The sequence below is a fragment of the Stenotrophomonas forensis genome (genome assembly GCF_028752115.1).
Lineage (GTDB): Bacteria > Pseudomonadota > Gammaproteobacteria > Xanthomonadales > Xanthomonadaceae > Stenotrophomonas > Stenotrophomonas forensis.
The window spans coordinates 1,081,690-1,098,600 of sequence record NZ_CP082270.1 but is presented as its reverse complement, the minus strand read 5'-3'; the positions used below and the strand labels follow the sequence as shown (position 1 = coordinate 1,098,600).

At 68.3% G+C, this 16,911-nt stretch carries 18 protein-coding genes; 11 read left to right on the top strand and 7 right to left on the bottom strand.

What is annotated here, in order from left to right; translation table 11 throughout:
* Window positions 1-31: 31 nt before the first annotated feature.
* Window positions 32-1,003, top strand: a complete 972-nt coding sequence (locus tag K5L94_RS05190) for an FAD:protein FMN transferase (protein WP_274512102.1) — start codon at window positions 32-34, stop codon at window positions 1,001-1,003.
* The gene (locus K5L94_RS05185; protein ID WP_274512101.1) at window positions 1,000-2,604 is read left to right on the top strand and encodes a sulfite reductase subunit alpha; all 1,605 of its coding nucleotides are present in this window, start codon (window positions 1,000-1,002) and stop codon (window positions 2,602-2,604) included. Before K5L94_RS05190 ends, K5L94_RS05185 begins: the two co-directional genes overlap by 4 nt.
* A gap of 131 nt (window positions 2,605-2,735) precedes the next feature.
* Here the strand turns inward: K5L94_RS05185 and K5L94_RS05180 are convergent, their stop codons facing one another.
* The 4 genes from K5L94_RS05180 to K5L94_RS05165 all read right to left on the bottom strand — a co-directional run bounded on the left by K5L94_RS05180 (window position 2,736) and on the right by K5L94_RS05165 (window position 5,888).
* A complete protein-coding gene (locus K5L94_RS05180; protein ID WP_274512100.1) occupies window positions 2,736-3,347 on the bottom strand; it encodes a HutD/Ves family protein in 612 nt (203 codons plus the stop codon).
* Window positions 3,348-3,381: 34 nt separating this feature from the next.
* Window positions 3,382-4,107 carry a murein L,D-transpeptidase catalytic domain family protein gene (locus K5L94_RS05175; protein WP_049457007.1) on the bottom strand — a complete coding sequence of 242 codons (726 nt, stop codon included), beginning with the start codon at window positions 4,105-4,107 and terminating at the stop codon, window positions 3,382-3,384.
* A 17-nt stretch (window positions 4,108-4,124) separates the two neighbouring features.
* Entirely contained in the window at window positions 4,125-5,210 is a 1,086-nt protein-coding gene (locus tag K5L94_RS05170; protein ID WP_274512099.1) for a L,D-transpeptidase, read from the bottom strand.
* Between the two features lie 351 nt (window positions 5,211-5,561).
* The gene (locus tag K5L94_RS05165; protein WP_274512098.1) at window positions 5,562-5,888 is read right to left on the bottom strand and encodes a ComEA family DNA-binding protein; all 327 of its coding nucleotides are present in this window, start codon (window positions 5,886-5,888) and stop codon (window positions 5,562-5,564) included.
* Window positions 5,889-6,087: 199 nt separating this feature from the next.
* Between K5L94_RS05165 and K5L94_RS05160 the strand changes: the two genes are divergently transcribed.
* From K5L94_RS05160 to murU, 4 genes are all read left to right on the top strand, one after another.
* Window positions 6,088-7,581, top strand: a complete 1,494-nt coding sequence (locus tag K5L94_RS05160) for a M20 family metallopeptidase (RefSeq protein ID WP_274512097.1) — start codon at window positions 6,088-6,090, stop codon at window positions 7,579-7,581.
* A gap of 68 nt (window positions 7,582-7,649) precedes the next feature.
* Window positions 7,650-7,919, top strand: a complete 270-nt coding sequence (locus K5L94_RS05155) for a GlsB/YeaQ/YmgE family stress response membrane protein (protein ID WP_053449023.1) — start codon at window positions 7,650-7,652, stop codon at window positions 7,917-7,919.
* 64 nt (window positions 7,920-7,983) lie between these two features.
* Window positions 7,984-9,009: an aminoglycoside phosphotransferase family protein gene (locus K5L94_RS05150; protein ID WP_053449022.1), complete on the top strand. Its 1,026-nt coding sequence runs from the start codon at window positions 7,984-7,986 to the stop codon at window positions 9,007-9,009.
* Window positions 9,006-9,716: an N-acetylmuramate alpha-1-phosphate uridylyltransferase MurU gene (gene murU, locus K5L94_RS05145; RefSeq protein ID WP_053449021.1), complete on the top strand. Its 711-nt coding sequence runs from the start codon at window positions 9,006-9,008 to the stop codon at window positions 9,714-9,716. Before K5L94_RS05150 ends, murU begins: the two co-directional genes overlap by 4 nt.
* A gap of 522 nt (window positions 9,717-10,238) precedes the next feature.
* Here murU and hda read toward each other — a convergent pair.
* The 3 genes from hda to K5L94_RS05130 are packed head-to-tail and all read right to left on the bottom strand — an operon-like array spanning window position 10,239 to window position 13,251.
* Window positions 10,239-10,946: a DnaA regulatory inactivator Hda gene (gene hda / locus K5L94_RS05140; protein WP_053449020.1), complete on the bottom strand. Its 708-nt coding sequence runs from the start codon at window positions 10,944-10,946 to the stop codon at window positions 10,239-10,241.
* Window positions 10,946-12,115, bottom strand: a complete 1,170-nt coding sequence (locus K5L94_RS05135; protein WP_006423004.1) for an AI-2E family transporter — start codon at window positions 12,113-12,115, stop codon at window positions 10,946-10,948. Before K5L94_RS05135 ends, hda begins: the two co-directional genes overlap by 1 nt.
* A complete protein-coding gene (locus K5L94_RS05130) occupies window positions 12,112-13,251 on the bottom strand; it encodes a DUF2066 domain-containing protein (RefSeq protein ID WP_053449019.1) in 1,140 nt (379 codons plus the stop codon). Before K5L94_RS05130 ends, K5L94_RS05135 begins: the two co-directional genes overlap by 4 nt.
* A gap of 99 nt (window positions 13,252-13,350) precedes the next feature.
* On the opposite strand from K5L94_RS05130, the gene purM reads away from it, so the two are divergent.
* The 5 genes from purM (at window position 13,351) to K5L94_RS05105 (ending at window position 16,911) form a co-directional block, all read left to right on the top strand.
* Entirely contained in the window at window positions 13,351-14,409 is a 1,059-nt protein-coding gene (gene purM / locus K5L94_RS05125; RefSeq protein ID WP_053449018.1) for a phosphoribosylformylglycinamidine cyclo-ligase, read from the top strand.
* 20 nt (window positions 14,410-14,429) lie between these two features.
* On the top strand, window positions 14,430-14,921 hold the full coding sequence (locus K5L94_RS05120; RefSeq protein ID WP_274512095.1) for a hypothetical protein: 492 nt from the start codon (window positions 14,430-14,432) through the stop codon (window positions 14,919-14,921).
* A 7-nt stretch (window positions 14,922-14,928) separates the two neighbouring features.
* A complete protein-coding gene (locus K5L94_RS05115) occupies window positions 14,929-15,366 on the top strand; it encodes a hypothetical protein (protein WP_154582922.1) in 438 nt (145 codons plus the stop codon).
* Window positions 15,363-16,016: a phosphoribosylglycinamide formyltransferase gene (gene purN, locus K5L94_RS05110; protein ID WP_164242737.1), complete on the top strand. Its 654-nt coding sequence runs from the start codon at window positions 15,363-15,365 to the stop codon at window positions 16,014-16,016. The genes K5L94_RS05115 and purN overlap by 4 nt, the downstream gene beginning before the upstream one ends.
* A 67-nt stretch (window positions 16,017-16,083) precedes the next feature.
* Window positions 16,084-16,911 (top strand): DUF3108 domain-containing protein, encoded by an 828-nt coding sequence (locus tag K5L94_RS05105; RefSeq protein ID WP_053511541.1) that lies wholly within the window; start codon window positions 16,084-16,086, stop codon window positions 16,909-16,911.

Genomic DNA, 16,911 nt, shown 5'->3' with positions numbered 1-16,911 from the left:
GCCAGCCCCGGCATCGCGCCTGCGCACCACCATGACCGATACCCCGCTCGATATCGCCCGCCTCGGTGGCACCACCATGGGCACCACCTGGAGTGTGTCGCTGGTCGCGTCGCGCCAGCGCGACCTGCACCCGCTGCATGCTGGCATCCAGGCGCGGCTGGACGAGGTGGTCGCGCAGATGAGCACCTGGGAATCCGGTTCAGACCTCAGCCGCTACAACCGCGCCGAGGCCGGCCAGTGGTGCACGCTGCCGGGCGAGACGCGCCAGGTGCTGGCCTGCGCACAGGCCATCGCGGCTGCCAGTGACGGCGCCTTCGACCCCACCCTTGGCCCGTTGGTTGCACTGTGGGGTTTCGGTGCGCATGCCCGTGAACGCCGACAACCCGATGCCGCCACCCTGCAGGCCACGCGCGACCGCTGTGGTTGGCAGCGCCTGCAGTGGCAGGACGACGCACTGCTGCAGCCGGGCGGGCTGGAACTGGATCTCTCTGCGATCGCCAAAGGCTTCGGCGTCGATCACGTTGCCGCCTGGTTGCGCGCACAAGGCATCGCTGCGGCACTGATCGAAGTCGGCGGCGAGCTGGCCGGCTATGGCCGCAAGCCCGACGGCCAGCCATGGCGCGTGCTGGTGGAATCGGCGCCGGAAGAAGATGCGCACACCGGGACCCCGCCACGCGTACTCGCGCTGGACGGGCTTGCGGTGGCCACTTCGGGTGATCGCTGGCACCAGTACCAGGCCGATGGCCAGGCCTACAGCCACAGCCTCGACCCGCGTACCGGCATGCCGGTGCACCAAGTTGCAGCGGCGGTGACCGTGGTCGCCGACGACGCGATGCATGCCGATGCCTGGGCCACAGCACTGACCGTGCTCGGCCGCGAGCGCGGCATGGCACTGGCCGAACGCGAGGGGCTGGCCGTGCGCTACCTGCAACGCACAGCAGACGGCCCGCGCGAATTCCTCAGCAGCGCCTTCCAGCGCCTGCTCGACGAGCAGGATGCATGAGCGCACGGCCGTCGCGCGCGTGGCTCGGCAACGCCCTCGTCCTGCTCATGCTGGCGCTGATCGGTTGGGCGTTGCTGCGACTGCACCTGGGCGAGGCCTGGTGGCAGGGTGCGCCGCCGATACGGCAAACACAGATCGCGCTGATCGCCACGGCGCTGTACGCACTGGCCTGCGCTGCGTTGTGGTGGCGTGGCCGCCCGCGCGACGACGCCCCATCGGGCGATACCGCGCCGATCCTGCTGGTCTGGGCCAGCCAGACCGGATTCGCCCGCGAACTGGCCGAACGCAGTGCCGACGCCCTGCGCGGTGCCGGCGTGCCGGTGCGTGTGCGCGGGCTGCACGAAGTAGACGCCTCACTGCTCACGGGGAGCCCGCGTGCATTGTTCATTGCCAGCACCACAGGAGAAGGCGACCCGCCCGATCACGCGCTGCAGTTCCTGCGCGGTGTGATGGCCTCGCCGCCGTCGCTGCAGCACCTGCAGTACGGCGTGCTCGCACTGGGCGATCGCAGCTATGGGCACTTCTGTGGATTCGGCCATCAACTGGACCAGTGGCTGCGCCAGCACGGTGCGCATCCGCTGTTCGATGCGATCGAAGTCGACAACGCCGATCCGGCCGCGCTGCGTCATTGGCAGCAGTTGCTGGGGCAGCTCGGCGGCGGCGCCAGTGAACTGCCCGACTGGAGCCCGGCCGAGTACCAGCCGTGGACGCTGCTGCAGCGCCAGCACCTGAACCCGGGCAGCCCCGGTGGCCCGGTGTACTGGCTGCGCCTGCAGCCACCCGCTGGCGCCGCTGTGCAGTGGCAGGCCGGCGACATCGCCGAGATCGGTCCGCAGCACGCTCGCCACAGCGCGCGCGCGTGGCTGGATGCACAAGGCTTCAATGCGGACACCGTGCTGGACGACGGCCAGGCATTGCTTGCCCGCGTCGAACGCTCGCACCTGCCGTCACTGGTCCCTGCCGGGGATCTGCCTGCGTTGCTGGCGACCCTGCAGCCGCTGCCACATCGCGAGTACTCGATCGCCTCGGTCATGGCCGATGGCGCGGTGGAACTATTGCTGCGTCGCCAGCTGCGCGTCGATGGCACACCCGGCATCGGCAGCGGCTGGCTGTGCGACCACGCGGCCATCGGCGAACCGGTGCAGCTGCGTCTGCGCCGCAACGACAATTTCCATGGCGTCGCCGCAGATGTGCCGCTGCTGCTGATCGGCAACGGCACCGGCATCGCCGGCCTGCGCGCACATCTGCACGAACGCGCGCGCAGCGGTGCACATCGCACCTGGCTGCTGTTCGGCGAGCGCACCGCCGCGCACGACTTCCACTTCAGGGAAGAGCTGCGGGCGATGCAGGCCGACGGTACGCTGGCGCGGCTGGATACGGTGTTCAGCCGTGACGGCGGCACGCATCGCTACGTGCAGGATCGGTTGCTGGCCGAAGCGGCAACACTGCGGCAGTGGATCAACGAAGGCGCGACGATCCTGGTCTGCGGCAGCCTGCAGGGCATGGCCCCAGCCGTGGATGCGGTGATCGAGCAGGTGCTTGGTGCCGAGGGCAAGGAAGCGCTGTTGCTGGCCGGTCGTTACCGGCGCGACGTGTATTGAGGCCGCCGCCTCCTGGTGGGTGCGAACCGCCTTCTGGTAGATGCGAACCGTCTTCTGGTGGGTGCGAACCTTGGTTCGCACGGTGACGCGGTATCGGCGGCCGCGTCCACGCATGGCGTGGCTCTACCCGGTCATTCCATCATCGCCGGACTCACCCGTATCGCCAGCAGTTCGCCACCGCCCTGCAACGCATGCCGCTGCCGCTCACCGGCCGACAACCACGCCGTATCTCCGGCCTGCAACGGCGGCAAGCCGCTGTCGGCGCCGAACGTTGCATGACCGGCCAGCAGGTGCAGCGCCCAGGCCACGCCCGGTTCGCAGAAGAAGAACATCGACCCCACAAGCGGCCGGTGCAACAGCTCGGCCTGCAGCAGATCGCGCTTCCACATCAGGTTGAAGTCATGGGTGGTGCCATCGACCAGTTCGCCATGCAGCGCTTCCTCACCAGCAAACCGCACGCGACCGTGCGGTGGCAGCACTTCGGCCACGCGGCCATCCTCGAAGCGAAGACGCACACCATTGCCCTGCAGCAACACCAGCTCGCGCTCCACGCCGGGGAAAGCTGAGAACGCGGCATCCTGCTCGATCTCGGCCACCGACAGGCGCAGCGCCCAGTCATCGCCTTGTGCCGGCAGGCGCAGGATCTCGCGGGTCCAGCCAAGTCCATTCCGCCAGCGTTCGCGGCGATAGTCCAGGCTGGAAATGACCTGGCTCGGGGTGTGCAGCAAGGAGTCGATATTCATCGGCGCATTGCATCACGCCGCGCGCCGTCGTGCATCACCGCGTGGCGAGCGTGCCCTGGCCACCACACTCGCCACCCAGCAGCTGCGAATGCTTCAGCCAGTCCTGGTCGGGGTAGTAGGCGAACACCATCGTGCCGCCACGCAACGCATCGATCAGCGGCCTGGCCACCGACAGGCGCACGGCCGGGCAGCCGAGGCTGCGGCCAAGCCGCCCCTGCAGCTGCGCGGTGGCCGGGTTCACGTAGGGCGCACCGTGGATGACGATCGCGCGTTCGCGCGCACGGTCGTTGAAGCCCGGCTCCAACCCGGCCAGGCGCAGCGAATAGCCGTTGCCGCCCATGTAGGTCTCCTGCGCGGTGAACGCGCCGAGGCTGGACATGAAACTGCCGTCGCGGTTGGAGAAATGCTCGGTGCGGTTGTCGCCGCTGTTGCGTCCGTGCGCCACCCATTCCTCGAACAGCAGGCGCTGGTGGGCCAGGTCGAACACCCACAGCCGCGGCTCGGTGGACGGCCGCGAGTAGTCGATCACGCTGAGGCGATCACCATTGATGCCCAGCTCGGGCCGCTGCAACGCACAGCGCATGGCGTGCGCCGCCAGCTGCAACACGTGGCGGTCGGCCTTGGGCGCACTGCGCGACAGCAAGGCGGCCAGATCATCGGCACTGGTGGCAAGGGCGGGCGTCTGTGCCAGCGCCGGGGCGCTGGCGGAGGTCGCCAGCAGGCCGAACGCGGCCAGCCGGCACAGGCGGGATGCAGTCATGTGCACAACGGGGAGGCTCAATTACCCTTCAGGGTGGACCCTGGCGGCTCGGATTCCAAGACCGGCTGCATTCCGGATTCAGCCGGGCTTGGGCGGACCGCCGGCAGCGAGGTAACCAGCAGGGTCGTGCCCGGCACCAGCACCTGGTACAGCTGGCGGGCGAAATCGGCCGGCAGCGCCATCGGCAGCGAGGGCGTGGCCAGCAGGTCCGGGGTGGCCTGGGCACGGTCCTGGCCCAGCAGCGGGTAGGCCGTCCACTGGTGCAGGCGCTGGTTCACATCCAGCGGGCTGGGGGTATCGCTGTAGCCCTGCCCCATCACGAACAGGGTGGTGCCCTGGAACGCCGGCAGGGCGTCGGCCTTCAGCGGCGACTCGCCGATCATCACGCCATCGCGCAATACGTACAGGCGCTGGTCGTGCAGGCTGACCAGGATGCCGACCTGGCCGGCCGGGGCCGCGCTGTCGTTCCACCAGGCCTGTGCGGCACTGCCGCCCTCGGTTTCCGGCAGCGCCTGCCCGCGCGCATTCACCGGTGCCAGCACCGAGGGATAGGCCAGGGTCATCGGCGAGCTCTTGGCATCGGCCACCACCACGGTATCGCCGCGCTGGGTTTCGCTGAACAGCTTCTGCGCAAAGGCCTGCGGCAGGCGCACGCAGCCGTGCGAGGCCGGGTGGCCAGGCAGGCTGCCGCCATGCAGGGCGATGCCATCCCAGGTCAGCCGCTGCATGTACGGCATCGGCGCGCTGTTGTAGAGGTTGGACCTGTGGTCCTTGTCTTTCTGCAGGATGGTGAACACACCGGTCGGCGTCTCGTGCCCGGCCTTGCCCGAACTGATCGTGGTCAGGCCGATGGCGATGCCGTTGCGGTACACGTAGGCCCGCTGCTCATCCAGGCTGACCACCAGCACGATCGGGCCGGTTGGCGAGATTTCCGGATGCCACAGGAACTCGCCCGGCTTGAGGTCGGTCGGCCCGCGCACGTCTGCGGTGCGGGCGGCAGCAGCGGTCGGTTTGGCCGCCGGCGTCGGCGCAGCGGCGTAGGCCAGCAGCGGCAGGGCCAGCGCAAGGGCGAGCATCAGGGTCGTGGGGCGGCGCGGAAGCATCCAGCGGTGTCCTTTCCATGCGGAGCGGCCACCGTACACCATCGGCCCGTGGTGGCCGCGGCAAAACCGGGCGCCGGAAATGAAACTGCCCGGCGACACAGCCATGTGTCGTACCGGGCAATCGTTACGTCCTTGTCGGCCTGCTGCCGCCCCCTCGCATCCTGCGCTGTGGGGGTAGCGTTGCATCCTGCACGCGGCCGCGTCTGTCCTATTTGTATCTCAGCCCCTTCCACAGGTCTGTGATGCCACCATCCTGGTGATTGGTGCCGCGTCCTGCGGCGGTCGGTGGTCACGGCCATCCTGTCCGTGTCCGGTGAACCAGCCTCCTGCCGGTTCCGACGATTCCTGCTGTCAGCGCCTCGGTACGGTCCGCACCGGTACCGATCCAGGTACCGGATCCGCTGGCAACAACCTGTTGCCTACGGTGATCCGCTGCCGATTCCGTTCGACGATTGCTTTCCCTATCCCCTTCACCTGCGCCAGGTCCTCGACGCGGTGAAACGGGCCGTGTCTGCGCCGGTGCTCGACGATCGCCTCGGCCTTGGTGGCTCCGACCATCGTCAATCCCTGCTGCAGCGCCTGTGCATCGGCGCGGTTGATATCGATCAGTTCGGCGGCATGTGCCCCCGCGACCCCCATCATCAGCACCAGTGCCCTCAACACGACAAACCAAGGCACGACGTGTATCTCCTTGTGGTTCTGGCTGCCCCGACCGGCATTCCCGTCGGTCGAAACAGTGTCCGTCACCACATGTGCACAGCCTATCGGTTTCCCGCATTTCCGTAAGCCAGCCAAATACCCGACGTGATGTAGGAAAAACCCTACCCCCAGCACAGGCGTAGAATGCGTGGATCAGCCCATGCAACCGGAGTTTCAGATGGACAGCGCCAAGCTCGGCCAATTCGTCAATGACAAGTGGGACAGCGAGATCGTCCCGCAATTGGTCGACTACATCCGCATTCCCAACAAGTCGCCGATGTTCGACGCCAATTGGGTGCAGAACGGCTACATGGAACAGGCGGTCACCCTGATGGAGAACTGGGCCAAGGCCCAGCAGCTGCCCGGCCTGAAGGTTGAAGTGGTTCGCCTGGAAGGCCGTACCCCGCTGATCTTCCTGGAAATTCCGGCCACCGGCGCCGAAACCGGCGACGACACCATTCTGCTCTACGGCCATCTGGACAAGCAGCCGGAAATGACCGGCTGGGACGACGACCTCGGCCCGTGGACCCCGGTCCTGCGCGGCGACAAGCTGTACGGCCGTGGCGGCGCCGACGACGGCTACGCCATCTTCGGCTCGCTGGCCGCGGTGCTGGCGCTGCAGGCCCAGGGCCTGCCGCACGCCCGCTGCGTGGTGCTTATTGAAGCCTGTGAAGAGTCCGGCAGCTACGACCTGCCGGCCTACGTCGACCACCTGGCCGACCGCATCGGCAAGCCGTCGCTGGTGGTCTGCCTGGATTCGGGCTGTGCCAACTACGACCAGCTGTGGTGCACCACTTCGCTGCGCGGCCTGACCGGCGGCAACTTCACCGTGAAGGTGCTCAACGAGGGCGTGCATTCCGGCGATGCCTCCGGCGTGATCCCGTCCAGCTTCCGCCTGCTGCGCCAGATCCTGTCGCGCATCGAGGATCAGGACACCGGCCGCATCCTGATCGACGGCATGAACGTGGACATCCCGGCCGAGCGGTTGCAGCAGGCCAAGCGCGCCGCCGAAGTGGTCGATACCGAGATCTTCGAGAAGTTCCCGATGGTCGACGGCCTGCGCCCGATGAACGAAGACCTGACCGAGCTGGTGCTCAACCGCACCTGGCGCCCGGCGCTGTCGGTCACCGGCGTGGGCGGCATGCCGCCGCTGGAATCGGCCGGCAACGTGCTGCGCCCGCAGACCTCGGTGAAGCTGTCGCTGCGCCTGCCGCCGACCGCCGATGGCAAGACCTGCGGCGAACTGCTGAAGGAAGCCCTGCTGCGCGATCCGCCGAACGGCGCCCACGTCACCCTGGACCTGGAGAAGGCCTCCACCGGCTGGAACGCTCCGGCCATGGCACCGTGGCTGACCCAGGCCATCGACGATGCCAGCCAGGCCTTCTTCGGCAAGCCGGCGATGTACATGGGCGAAGGCGGCTCGATCCCGTTCATGGGAATGCTGGGCGAGAAGTTCCCGGGCGCCCAGTTCATGATCACCGGCGTGCTCGGCCCGCACTCCAACGCGCATGGCCCGAACGAGTTCCTGCACATTCCGATGGGCAAGAAGGTCACCGCCTGCGTGTCCAAGGTGATCAGCGAGCACTACGCCGCCAGCCTGCGCGGCGAGACCAGCGGTTCGCCGGTGGCCGCTGACAGCGGCACCCGCCACGGCGACCACGGCTGCTGCTGATCCGGCACCCGTGACGGACGCAGCCTGGCCTTGCTAGGCTGCGTCCACCCCTAGCGGAACGCATGCACATGAATGGTCTGTTCGGCAGCAGCAGCTGGCTCTACATCATCCTGGTCGGCTTCTTCGTCGGCCTGCTTGGGCGCTTCTTCATGCCCGGCAACAACCGCATGGGCTGCCTGCTGACCATCGTGCTGGGCATTCTCGGTGCGCTGCTGGCCGGCTGGTTCGGCCAGTACATGGGCTGGTACGCCCCCGGTGAACCGGCCGGTTTCCTCGGTGCCGTGCTCGGCGCGATCGTCGTGCTGGCGATCCTGCGCCTGTTCAGCGGTCGTCGCTGACGCTGATTCCCCCTTCCCTTCTGTTCCCGACGTTGGCGCGCCAGGCGCGCCCGGATATGCCTGCATGACCGAACCCGCCTCCGATCCCCAGCGCAGCTCGCAGCGCCTGCAGTGGGCCCGTATCCAGCTGGATGATGCCAACGCCGTGGTCGAACGTGCCTCGGTCGATGCCGGTATGCGCAGCTATTGGCGCACCACCAGCGCGCGCGGCAGCCACATCGTGATGGATGCGCCGCCGGGGCTGGAAGATCCGCGGCCGTGGCTGCGCATGCGCGGCCTGCTGCACGAGCACGGCCTGCGCGTGCCTGCACTGCTGGCGCAGGACCTGGACGCCGGTTTCCTGCTGCTGGAAGACCTTGGCGGCCCGACCCTGGCGAAGATCCTCGACGAGCGCAATGCCGATGAGTGGTTCGGCCGCTCCATCGAACAGCTGCTGCGCCTGCAGGCGATCCCGGTGCCGGCCGACTTCGGCCAGTTCGGCGAAGCGCTGCTGCAGCGTGATGCCGGCCTGTTCGACGAATGGTTCCTGCAGCGTCACCTGCAGCTGGAGCTGGACTGCGGCGAGATCGAAGGCCTGCAGCTGGTGCACCGCCGGCTGATGGACAACGCGCTCGGCCAGGCCCAGCTGATGACCCACCGTGACTACATGCCACGCAACCTGATGCCGGTCGACAACGGCCCGGCCGTACTGGATTTCCAGGACCTGGTGCGCGGCCCGATCGCCTACGACGCGGTGAGCCTGTTCAAGGATGCGTTCCTGAGCTGGCCGCTGCAGCGCGTGGACGAATGGCTGGCGCAGTACCACGAGCGCGCACGTACTGCCGGCCTGCCGGTGCCCGACCGCGCCACCTTCCTGCGCGATGCCGACTGGATGGGCATCCAGCGCCACGTGAAGATCCTCGGCCTGTTCTGCCGCCTGCGCTATCGCGACAACAAGGGCCACTACCTGGACGACGCGCCGCGCTTCATCGGTTACCTGGATGAAGTGCTGCCACGCTACCGCGAGCTGGCGCCGCTGCAGCAGCTGCTGGAAGACCGCATCAAGCCGGCGCTGGCCGAGCTGGCCGCACCGATGCGCGTGGCCCGATGAAGGCGCTGATCTTTGCCGCAGGCCTCGGCGAGCGCATGCGCCCGCTGACCCTGCATACGCCCAAACCACTGCTGGACGTGGCCGGCAAGCCGCTGATCGTCTGGCATCTTGAACGCCTGGCCGCGCTCGGCGTGCGCGAGGTGGTGGTCAACACCGCATGGCTGGCCGAGCAGTTCCCGGCAGCGCTGGGCGATGGCAGCCAGTGGGGCCTGCACCTGCATTTCATGTACGAAGGACAGACCCCGCTGGAAACCGGCGGCGGCATCCTCAACGCACTGCCGGTATTGGGTGATGCGCCGTTCCTGGTGGTGAACGGCGATATCTGGACCGATTTCGATTTCGCCACGCTGCCCCGCGAGCCGCAGGGCCAGGCGCATCTGGTGCTGGTCGACAATCCTGTGCAGCACCCGCACGGTGACTATCGGCTGGACGCGCAGGGCGTGTTGCATCACGACCGCGAAGGCCCGTGCCTGACCTATGCCGGTATCGGTGTATACCGCCCTTCGATCGTGGCCGATTGGCGCGCGGTGATCGGGGATGCCCCGGGCAGCGAGCGGCGGCCGCCGAAGTTCTCGGTGGTGCCGCTGCAGAAGCATTTCATGGCACAGGGGTTGATGACCGGGCAGCACCATCGTGGGCGCTGGACCGATGTCGGGACGGTGGATCGGCTGCGCGCGCTGGATGTTGAGTTGGCAGCGAACGGCTGAGCCCCTCGTGGCTGGTCGCGTAGAGCGGATCGCGTGCTTGGCCGGGCGGGTGGGCCATGCAGGGGACGCTGCAAGTACGTCCCTGTAAGCTCGATGGCGCCATCCATGGCGCCAACGCCCCTGCATGGCCCACCCGCCCGGCCCCTGACAGTTTCCGTGGGCGTCCAGCCACGGAAAAGAAAAAGAAAAGCAAAAGCGGGTCGCATCGCTGCGCTCGCTCGCATGTGTCGACCAAGGTCGACACCCACCACAAGCAAGACACGCGTCGACCAAGGTCGACACCCACCAACAGCAGTGCAGTACGCAGTCCCGGCAGATCGCGGGAATCTGTCGAAGGCGGGGCGCTGTGGGCTTGCGGGGTGTGAGCCGCATGGATGCGGCGACCAAGCCCCCATGGATGGGTTTACGGCGGCCCCGCAAGCCCACAGCGCCCCGCCTCCCCTCAGGAAGCCAGCTTTTGACGTTGACGTTGACGTTGCTTCGGCGGGTGCAGGGCGCAGCCCTGCAAAGCAAACCCCAACCTCAGTAGCGCGGCCGGCCTTCTTCCAGCACCTGGCGCAGGAACGGCACGGTGATCCGCCGCTTCGCCGCCAGCGACTCGCGGTCCAGCCAATCCAGCAGCGTGATCAACCCACCCAGCTCGCGCCCAGTGTGCGACAGCAGCCACTCGATGGCCGCTTCATCAATCGCCAGGCCCCGGCGCAGCGCGCGCTCGCGCAGCACCGCCGCGCGGCCTTCCTCATCCAGTGGCTGCAGCAGCACGCGCACGCACTGGCCCAGCCGCGAACGCAGGTCCGGCAGCAGCAGGCCCAGTTCGCCCGGTGCCTTCTGCGCCGTGTACAGCACGGTCACACCGGCAGCGCGCGCGCGGTTGTGGAAATCGAACAGCGCGATCTCGTCCTCGCGGTTGCCGGCCACTTCGTCCAGACCGTCCAGCGCCACCAGCTCGCGCGACTCCAGCCCATCCAGCGCCGCGCGCACACGGCCCACAGCGCTGGCCAGCGGCACGTAGGTCGGCAGGCGGCCGGCCTGCTCGGCACTGGAACACATCGCCAGCGCCTGATGGGTCTTGCCCGTACCCGCCGCGCCTTCCAGGTAGACCCAATCGTGGCTGGCGCCGACCGCGATCGCACGCAGCTGCGCCAGCGCGCCATCCGGCGCGCCGATGAAGGTCTCCAGGCGCTGGTCCCGCGGGTAATGCAGGGCCAGCGGCAGTTGCGGCACACCCATCACTTCAGGTCGGGGCCCTTGTCATCCGGAAGAATGATATGAGGCTGGTCGACCACGCCATCAAGCACGATCGCCGGCTTCTCACCCACGTACAGCTCGCTCTGGCGGTAGCGCTGGTGGGCATAACGCAGCAGCACGTTGGTCACCGCCGCCACCGGCAGCGCCAGCAGCATGCCGAGGAAGCCGAACAGCTGGCCGCCGGCCATCACCGCGAAGATCACCGCCACCGGGTGCAGGCCGATCTTGTCGCCAACGATGCGCGGGGTCAGCACGTAGCTTTCCAGCAGCTGGCCGACGGTGAACACCACGCCGACCAGGATCAGCAGCTTCAGGTCGAAGCCCTGTGCCTGCACCAGCGCGGCCACCACCGCCATCAGGATGCCGGTAGTCGCGCCCAGGTACGGGATGAAGCTGATCAGCCCGGCAATCAGGCCGATCAGCAGGCCCAGCTTGAGCCCGACCAGCGACAGGCCACCGGCGTAGATGACGCCCAGCGCCAGCATCACCAGGAACTGGCCGCGGATGAACGCGCCCAGCACCTCGTTGGACTCACGCGCCAGCGCGCTGATGGTGCCGATGTGGTTGCGCGGGATCACCGACGCCACCCGTTCGACCAGCTTGTCCCAGTCGCGCAGGAAGTAGAACGCCAGGATCGGCAGCAGCAGGATGTTGACCACCCAGGTCACCATCGCGAAACCCGAGCGCGAGACGTAGCCCATGAAGGTGGTGGCGAAGCCGCCGGCCTGCTGCCAGTGGCTGCGCACCCATTCGATCAGTCGGTCCGGATCCAGCCACTGCATCACTTCCAGGCCGGTCTTCTGCTCGAACCAGGGAATCCCCTTCTCCATCAGCCACGCCTGCGCCTGCGGCGCGACCGCGATCAGGGTGGTGATCTGGCGCTCGATCATCGGCACCAGCACCAGCAGCAACGCCACGATCACCAGCACCATCGCCGCGAACACCAGCACCACGCCGGTCATGCGCGAGCGGCCGGTGGCCTCGATGCGGTCGACCAGCGGGTCGCCCAGCCAGGCCAGCGCCAGCGCCAGCACGAACGGGGTCAGGATCGGCGCCAGCAGCCACACCACCCAGCCGACCAGGCCGGCGAACAGGATGTACTTCAGGCGGCGCAGGAACTGCGCGATTTCCGCTTCAGGGGTCAGGGTCATCGCAGGCGGTACTCGTTGCTGACCGGCGCGGCGACCGGAGTACCGGTGGTGTCATCGATCGGGGTCGGCAGGGCCGGCAGCGGCGCGCTCGGCACCAGCACGCCGTTGTCGCCCAGCATGCGGTTGAAGCCGGCCAGGCCGGTGGTCATCTCCAGGCTCAGCTCCAGCTGGCTTGCCGAGGCGTGCAGCGGGGTGACGTTGCGCACCACCGGCACGTCGCGCAGGCCGGCGGCCAGGCGCAGGTAGTCGTCGGCGCTGTTGATGCCGGTCACCACCACGCGATAGGTCCCGGCCTGGCCGGTGGCCACGCCCGCCTTGGCGTAACGCTTGACCAGCGCATCGGCGGCACCGTCGGCGCCGGCGGCCATCGCGCGCATGGCGTTGGCGTCCTTGCTGGTCCACTTGTTCAGTTCACGGCCGTTGTCGACGAACACCCAGTCCGCCTGCCAGCCGCCATTGGCGCGGTACAGCTTGCCGATCAGCTGCATCGGCGGCGAATAGCGCGAGGAGGCGCGGGCCACGGCGGCACTGTCCTGGCGCCAGATGGCCCCGGCCAGCGCCTGCTCGGCGGCGCCGCCGCTGGGCAGGCCCAGCTTGTAGCCACGCTCGATGGCGCGGTTCAGCAGCGGGCGGGCGGCATTGGCCTGCTGCACGCTGACCAGGCGCGGGCCGCTGCCGTCATCGACCGCCAGCCACAGCACCGGCTTCGGCCGCGGCTGCGGCCACAGCGGCAGGCCCAGCGCCGACACCAGTGAATCCACGTCATCCTCGCGGAAGCGCGCCACCAGCAGGGTACGGAAGCTGGGGGCGCCGCTGGCGCTCACGCTCTGGTCCTGCTTGTAGTCGTAGCTGGCCACGTAGTCCTTGGCATTGCGCAGTGCCTGCACCACGCCGGGGCGGGACATCACACTGCGATCGCCGGACAACTTGCCCAGAACCACGCTCAGCGCGCGGGCCAGGGCGCCGTTGCGATCGGCTTCGGCCTGGCTGTTGACGGGCACTTCTGCCTCGTACGCGCCAGTGGCGGTGGCGACATCACCCTCGGTGCGCAGGCCGCTCTGGGCCATCGTGGCCACCGGCAGGCTCAGTGCAATGAGCAGGGTCAGAATCAGGCTGCGGCGCATCAGGACATCCATTGGCTCGACGTATCCGGGGGAATTGTTGCCCGAATACGGACTTTGCGCCAATGCGGCCTGTTAAAATCGCCCGTTCAACCCCTGCCAGCGCCGACGCCCGTGACCAACACCCCGTCTTCCGCCCCCTCCCCCCTCACCTACCGTGACGCGGGTGTCGACATCGACGCCGGCAACGAGCTGGTCGAGCGGATCAAGCCCCTGGTCAAGCGCAGCTTCCGCCCGGAAGTGATGGGCGGCCTGGGTGGCTTCGGCGCCCTGTTCGACCTGTCCAACAAGTACCGCGAGCCGGTGCTGGTGTCCGGCACCGACGGCGTGGGCACCAAGCTGAAGCTGGCCCACCAGCTGAACCGCCACGATACGATCGGCATCGATCTGGTCGCCATGTGCGTGAACGACGTGCTGGTGCAGGGCGCCGAGCCGCTGTTCTTCCTGGACTACTTCGCCACCGGCAAGCTGGACATCGACACCGCCGCGGCGGTCGTGGGTGGCATCGCCAACGGCTGCACCGAGGCCGGCTGCGCACTGATCGGCGGCGAGACCGCTGAAATGCCCGACATGTACGCCCCGGGCGAGTACGACCTGGCCGGCTTCACCGTCGCCGCGGTCGAGAAGAGCGAACTGAAGGATGGTGCCAGCGTCGCCGCCGGTGACGTGCTGATCGGCATCGCTTCGTCCGGCCCGCACTCCAACGGCTATTCGCTGGTGCGCCGCATCTACGACCGCGCCGGCCAGCCGGCCGATCTGGAGCTGGAAGGCGGCGTGAAGCTGGTCGATGCGCTGATGGCGCCGACCCGCCTGTACGTGAAGCCGATCCTGTCGCTGCTGAAGTCGCACGGCGACGCCATCCACGGCATGGCCCACATCACCGGTGGCGGCCTGACCGAGAACATCATCCGCGTGGTGCCCGAAGGCCTCGGCCTGGACATCCAGGCGTCGTCCTGGACCCTGCCGCCGGTGTTCCAGTGGCTGCAGAAGGAAGGCGCAGTGGCCGACAGCGAGATGTGGCGCACCTTCAACTGCGGCATCGGCTTCGTGCTGATCGTTGCACCGGACCAGCTCGCTGCCGTGTCCGACGCGGTCAAGGCGCAGGGCCTGGAGCACTGGACCATCGGCCAGGTGGTCAGCGCCGAAGGCGCCGAGCGCGTCCACATCGGCTGATCGCACGCCCAGGAGCCCGCATGGACGCAACGCCCCCCGTGTCCCCCGCCCCGCTGCCGCCGCCTCTGGCGACGGTGCCGGTGTTCAGCGCGCAGGATGCCGACCACCTGCGCATGCTGTCCATCGCGCACTACGTGGTTGGCGGCCTGATCGCGCTGTTCTCGCTGATCTTCATCCTCCACATCGCGCTGGGCATCAGCGCACTGACCGGCCACCTGCCGATGAACTCCGGTGGCCAGCCCACGTCGCCGGCCGAGCAGCGCCTGTTCGGCTGGATGTTCACCATCATCGGCTGCGTCATCGTGTTCGGTGGCGTGACGCTCGGCGCGTTCGTCGCCTATGCCGGGCGCTGCCTGGCCGGCCGCCGCCGCTACCTGCTGTGCCTGATCGTGGCCGGCCTGGCCTGCCTGTTCGCGCCGCTTGGCACGGTGCTGGGGGTGTTCAGCCTGATCATCCTGCTGCGTCCGCAGGTGAAGGCGGCCTTCGAAGCCAACGTTCCTTCCCGCAGCTGAGATTTCCATGGCTTCCGTCCCGCCCCCGTTGAACGTGCCGCCTGGCTGGACCGCGCTCCAGATCGGCGGTCACCTGCACACGCTCAGGATCCTGTTCTGCGTCTACGGCGGCATCCAGCTGGCGCTGTCCGTTGTCCTGCTGATGGCCGCACTGGGTGGCTACATCAGCGAAAGCCGGACCCCCACGGTGGGCATGTCGCCTGTGCTGCTGGCGGCGATCCTCGCTGTCGCGGCGCTGGCCATCGGTGCACTGGGCATACTCAGCCTGACCGCTGCGAACCGGCTGGGGCAGCGCTGCCAGCGCACGTTGTGCCTGGTGGCGGCCGGTGCCGCCTGCCTGGGCGGCGCGCTGGGCATCGCGCTGGGCGTATACGCCCTGATCGTGCTGCTGCGTGCGGATGTCGCCGCCAGCTTCAGCGAACCAGGCGGCGCGGTGGTCGCATGACCGCTCGCATTGCGGTACTGGCCTCCGGCCGTGGCAGCAATCTGCAGGCCATCCTCGACGCGATCGGCGACGGCCGCCTGCCGGCCGACGTGGTCGGCGTGTTCTCCGACCGTCCAGGTGCCGCAGCGCTGCAGCGGGTGGCACCGGGCCTGCGCTGGGCACACGCGCCGAAGGAGTTCAGCGACCGCGCCGCCTATGAGCAGGCGCTCGGCGATGCCGTGCAGGCATCGGCGCCGGACTGGATCGTCTGTGCCGGCTACATGCGCATCCTGGGGGCTGCCTTCGTGCAGCGCTTCGAGGGCCGCCTGGTCAACATCCACCCCTCGCTGCTGCCGCTGCACAAGGGCCTGGACACCCATGCGCGGGCCTTGGAAGCCGGCGATGCCGAGCACGGCGCCAGCGTTCACCTGGTGGTACCGGAACTGGATGCCGGGGCGGTGCTGGCGCAGGTACGGGTGCCGGTGGGGCCCGGCGACGATGCGCAGGCGCTGGCCGAGCGCGTGCTGGCGGTGGAGCACCCGTTGCTGATCGCCACCCTGCAGCTGCTGTGCGCCGGCCGCCTGACTGAACGGGAAGGACAGCCCCAGCTGGATGGTCACCCCCTGTTTAGCCCGTTGGCCCTAGATTCCGCCGGGAACCTGAACCGGTAACGCCCGTGCACACGCCCCGCTGACTGCGGGGCTGGCATCCTGCCCCTCCCTGCGGTCCCTGTCCTTCATGAAGACCACGACCCTGCTGTCCACTTCGCTGCTGCTGTCGCTGGCTGTATTGCCCGCTGCGGGCTGGGGCCAGGCGCAAGCGCCTGCCGCCTCGCCTTCCCCGGCGCCGGTGCCTGCCGTGCAGCCGCCTGCCGAGCCGGCGGCGCCGGTGTTGCCTGCGCTGGCGTGGGAACCACCGCCGTTGCAGCCGTTCACCGCGACCTACCAGGCGTTCTACAAGAGCAAGGAGGCCGGCGACGCCAGCATGCAGGTCACCCACACCGGCGGCAGCCAGTGGCGGGTCGACATGCAGGTGGTCGGCCGCCGCGGCTTTGCCAGCGTGCTCGGCCTGAACATCGAGCAGAGCACGGTGTTCGAGGAACGCGGCGGTGTTTACGCGCCACTGAGCCAGAGCACGGTGCGCAAGGGCCTGTTCCTTGGCAAGAAGGCCGTGGGCACCTACAACTGGCAGGCCGGTACCGCGCAGTGGACCGGTGACGTGAAAAAGGAACGTGCGCAGCCGATCCCGCTGCAGCCCGGCGACCAGAGCGCGCTGCTGATCAACCTGGCGATCATGCGCGATGCGCGCCCGGGTGCCACCATGCACTACCGCTACGTGGACATGGGCAAGGTCCGCCAGCATGACTACCAGGCCGCGCAGCAGACCGAGAACGTCGAAGTCGGCGACCTGTCCTACAACGCGCTGCGGGTCTACCGGACCAACGGCGGCAACAATGAAACCATCCTCTGGATCGCCAACGGTGTCCCCACCCCGGTGCGCATCCTGCAACGCGAAGACGGCGAAGACCGCGTCGACCTCCGCCTGATCGAATACCAAGGAGTCTGA

Excerpts from the sequence above, each read along its gene's own strand:
- K5L94_RS05190 (WP_274512102.1), top strand. The coding sequence starts at position 32 with ATGACCGATACCCCGCTCGATATCGCCCGCCTCGGTGGCACCACCATG.
- K5L94_RS05185 (WP_274512101.1), top strand. The coding sequence starts at position 1,000 with ATGAGCGCACGGCCGTCGCGCGCGTGGCTCGGCAACGCCCTCGTCCTG.
- K5L94_RS05180 (WP_274512100.1), bottom strand. The coding sequence starts at position 3,347 with ATGAATATCGACTCCTTGCTGCACACCCCGAGCCAGGTCATTTCCAGC.
- K5L94_RS05175 (WP_049457007.1), bottom strand. The coding sequence starts at position 4,107 with ATGACTGCATCCCGCCTGTGCCGGCTGGCCGCGTTCGGCCTGCTGGCG.
- K5L94_RS05170 (WP_274512099.1), bottom strand. The coding sequence starts at position 5,210 with ATGCTTCCGCGCCGCCCCACGACCCTGATGCTCGCCCTTGCGCTGGCC.
- K5L94_RS05160 (WP_274512097.1), top strand. The coding sequence starts at position 6,088 with ATGGACAGCGCCAAGCTCGGCCAATTCGTCAATGACAAGTGGGACAGC.
- K5L94_RS05155 (WP_053449023.1), top strand. The coding sequence starts at position 7,650 with ATGAATGGTCTGTTCGGCAGCAGCAGCTGGCTCTACATCATCCTGGTC.
- K5L94_RS05150 (WP_053449022.1), top strand. The coding sequence starts at position 7,984 with ATGACCGAACCCGCCTCCGATCCCCAGCGCAGCTCGCAGCGCCTGCAG.
- murU (WP_053449021.1), top strand. The coding sequence starts at position 9,006 with ATGAAGGCGCTGATCTTTGCCGCAGGCCTCGGCGAGCGCATGCGCCCG.
- hda (WP_053449020.1), bottom strand. The coding sequence starts at position 10,946 with ATGGGTGTGCCGCAACTGCCGCTGGCCCTGCATTACCCGCGGGACCAG.
- K5L94_RS05135 (WP_006423004.1), bottom strand. The coding sequence starts at position 12,115 with ATGACCCTGACCCCTGAAGCGGAAATCGCGCAGTTCCTGCGCCGCCTG.
- K5L94_RS05130 (WP_053449019.1), bottom strand. The coding sequence starts at position 13,251 with ATGGATGTCCTGATGCGCCGCAGCCTGATTCTGACCCTGCTCATTGCA.
- K5L94_RS05120 (WP_274512095.1), top strand. The coding sequence starts at position 14,430 with ATGGACGCAACGCCCCCCGTGTCCCCCGCCCCGCTGCCGCCGCCTCTG.
- K5L94_RS05115 (WP_154582922.1), top strand. The coding sequence starts at position 14,929 with ATGGCTTCCGTCCCGCCCCCGTTGAACGTGCCGCCTGGCTGGACCGCG.
- purN (WP_164242737.1), top strand. The coding sequence starts at position 15,363 with ATGACCGCTCGCATTGCGGTACTGGCCTCCGGCCGTGGCAGCAATCTG.
- K5L94_RS05105 (WP_053511541.1), top strand. The coding sequence starts at position 16,084 with ATGAAGACCACGACCCTGCTGTCCACTTCGCTGCTGCTGTCGCTGGCT.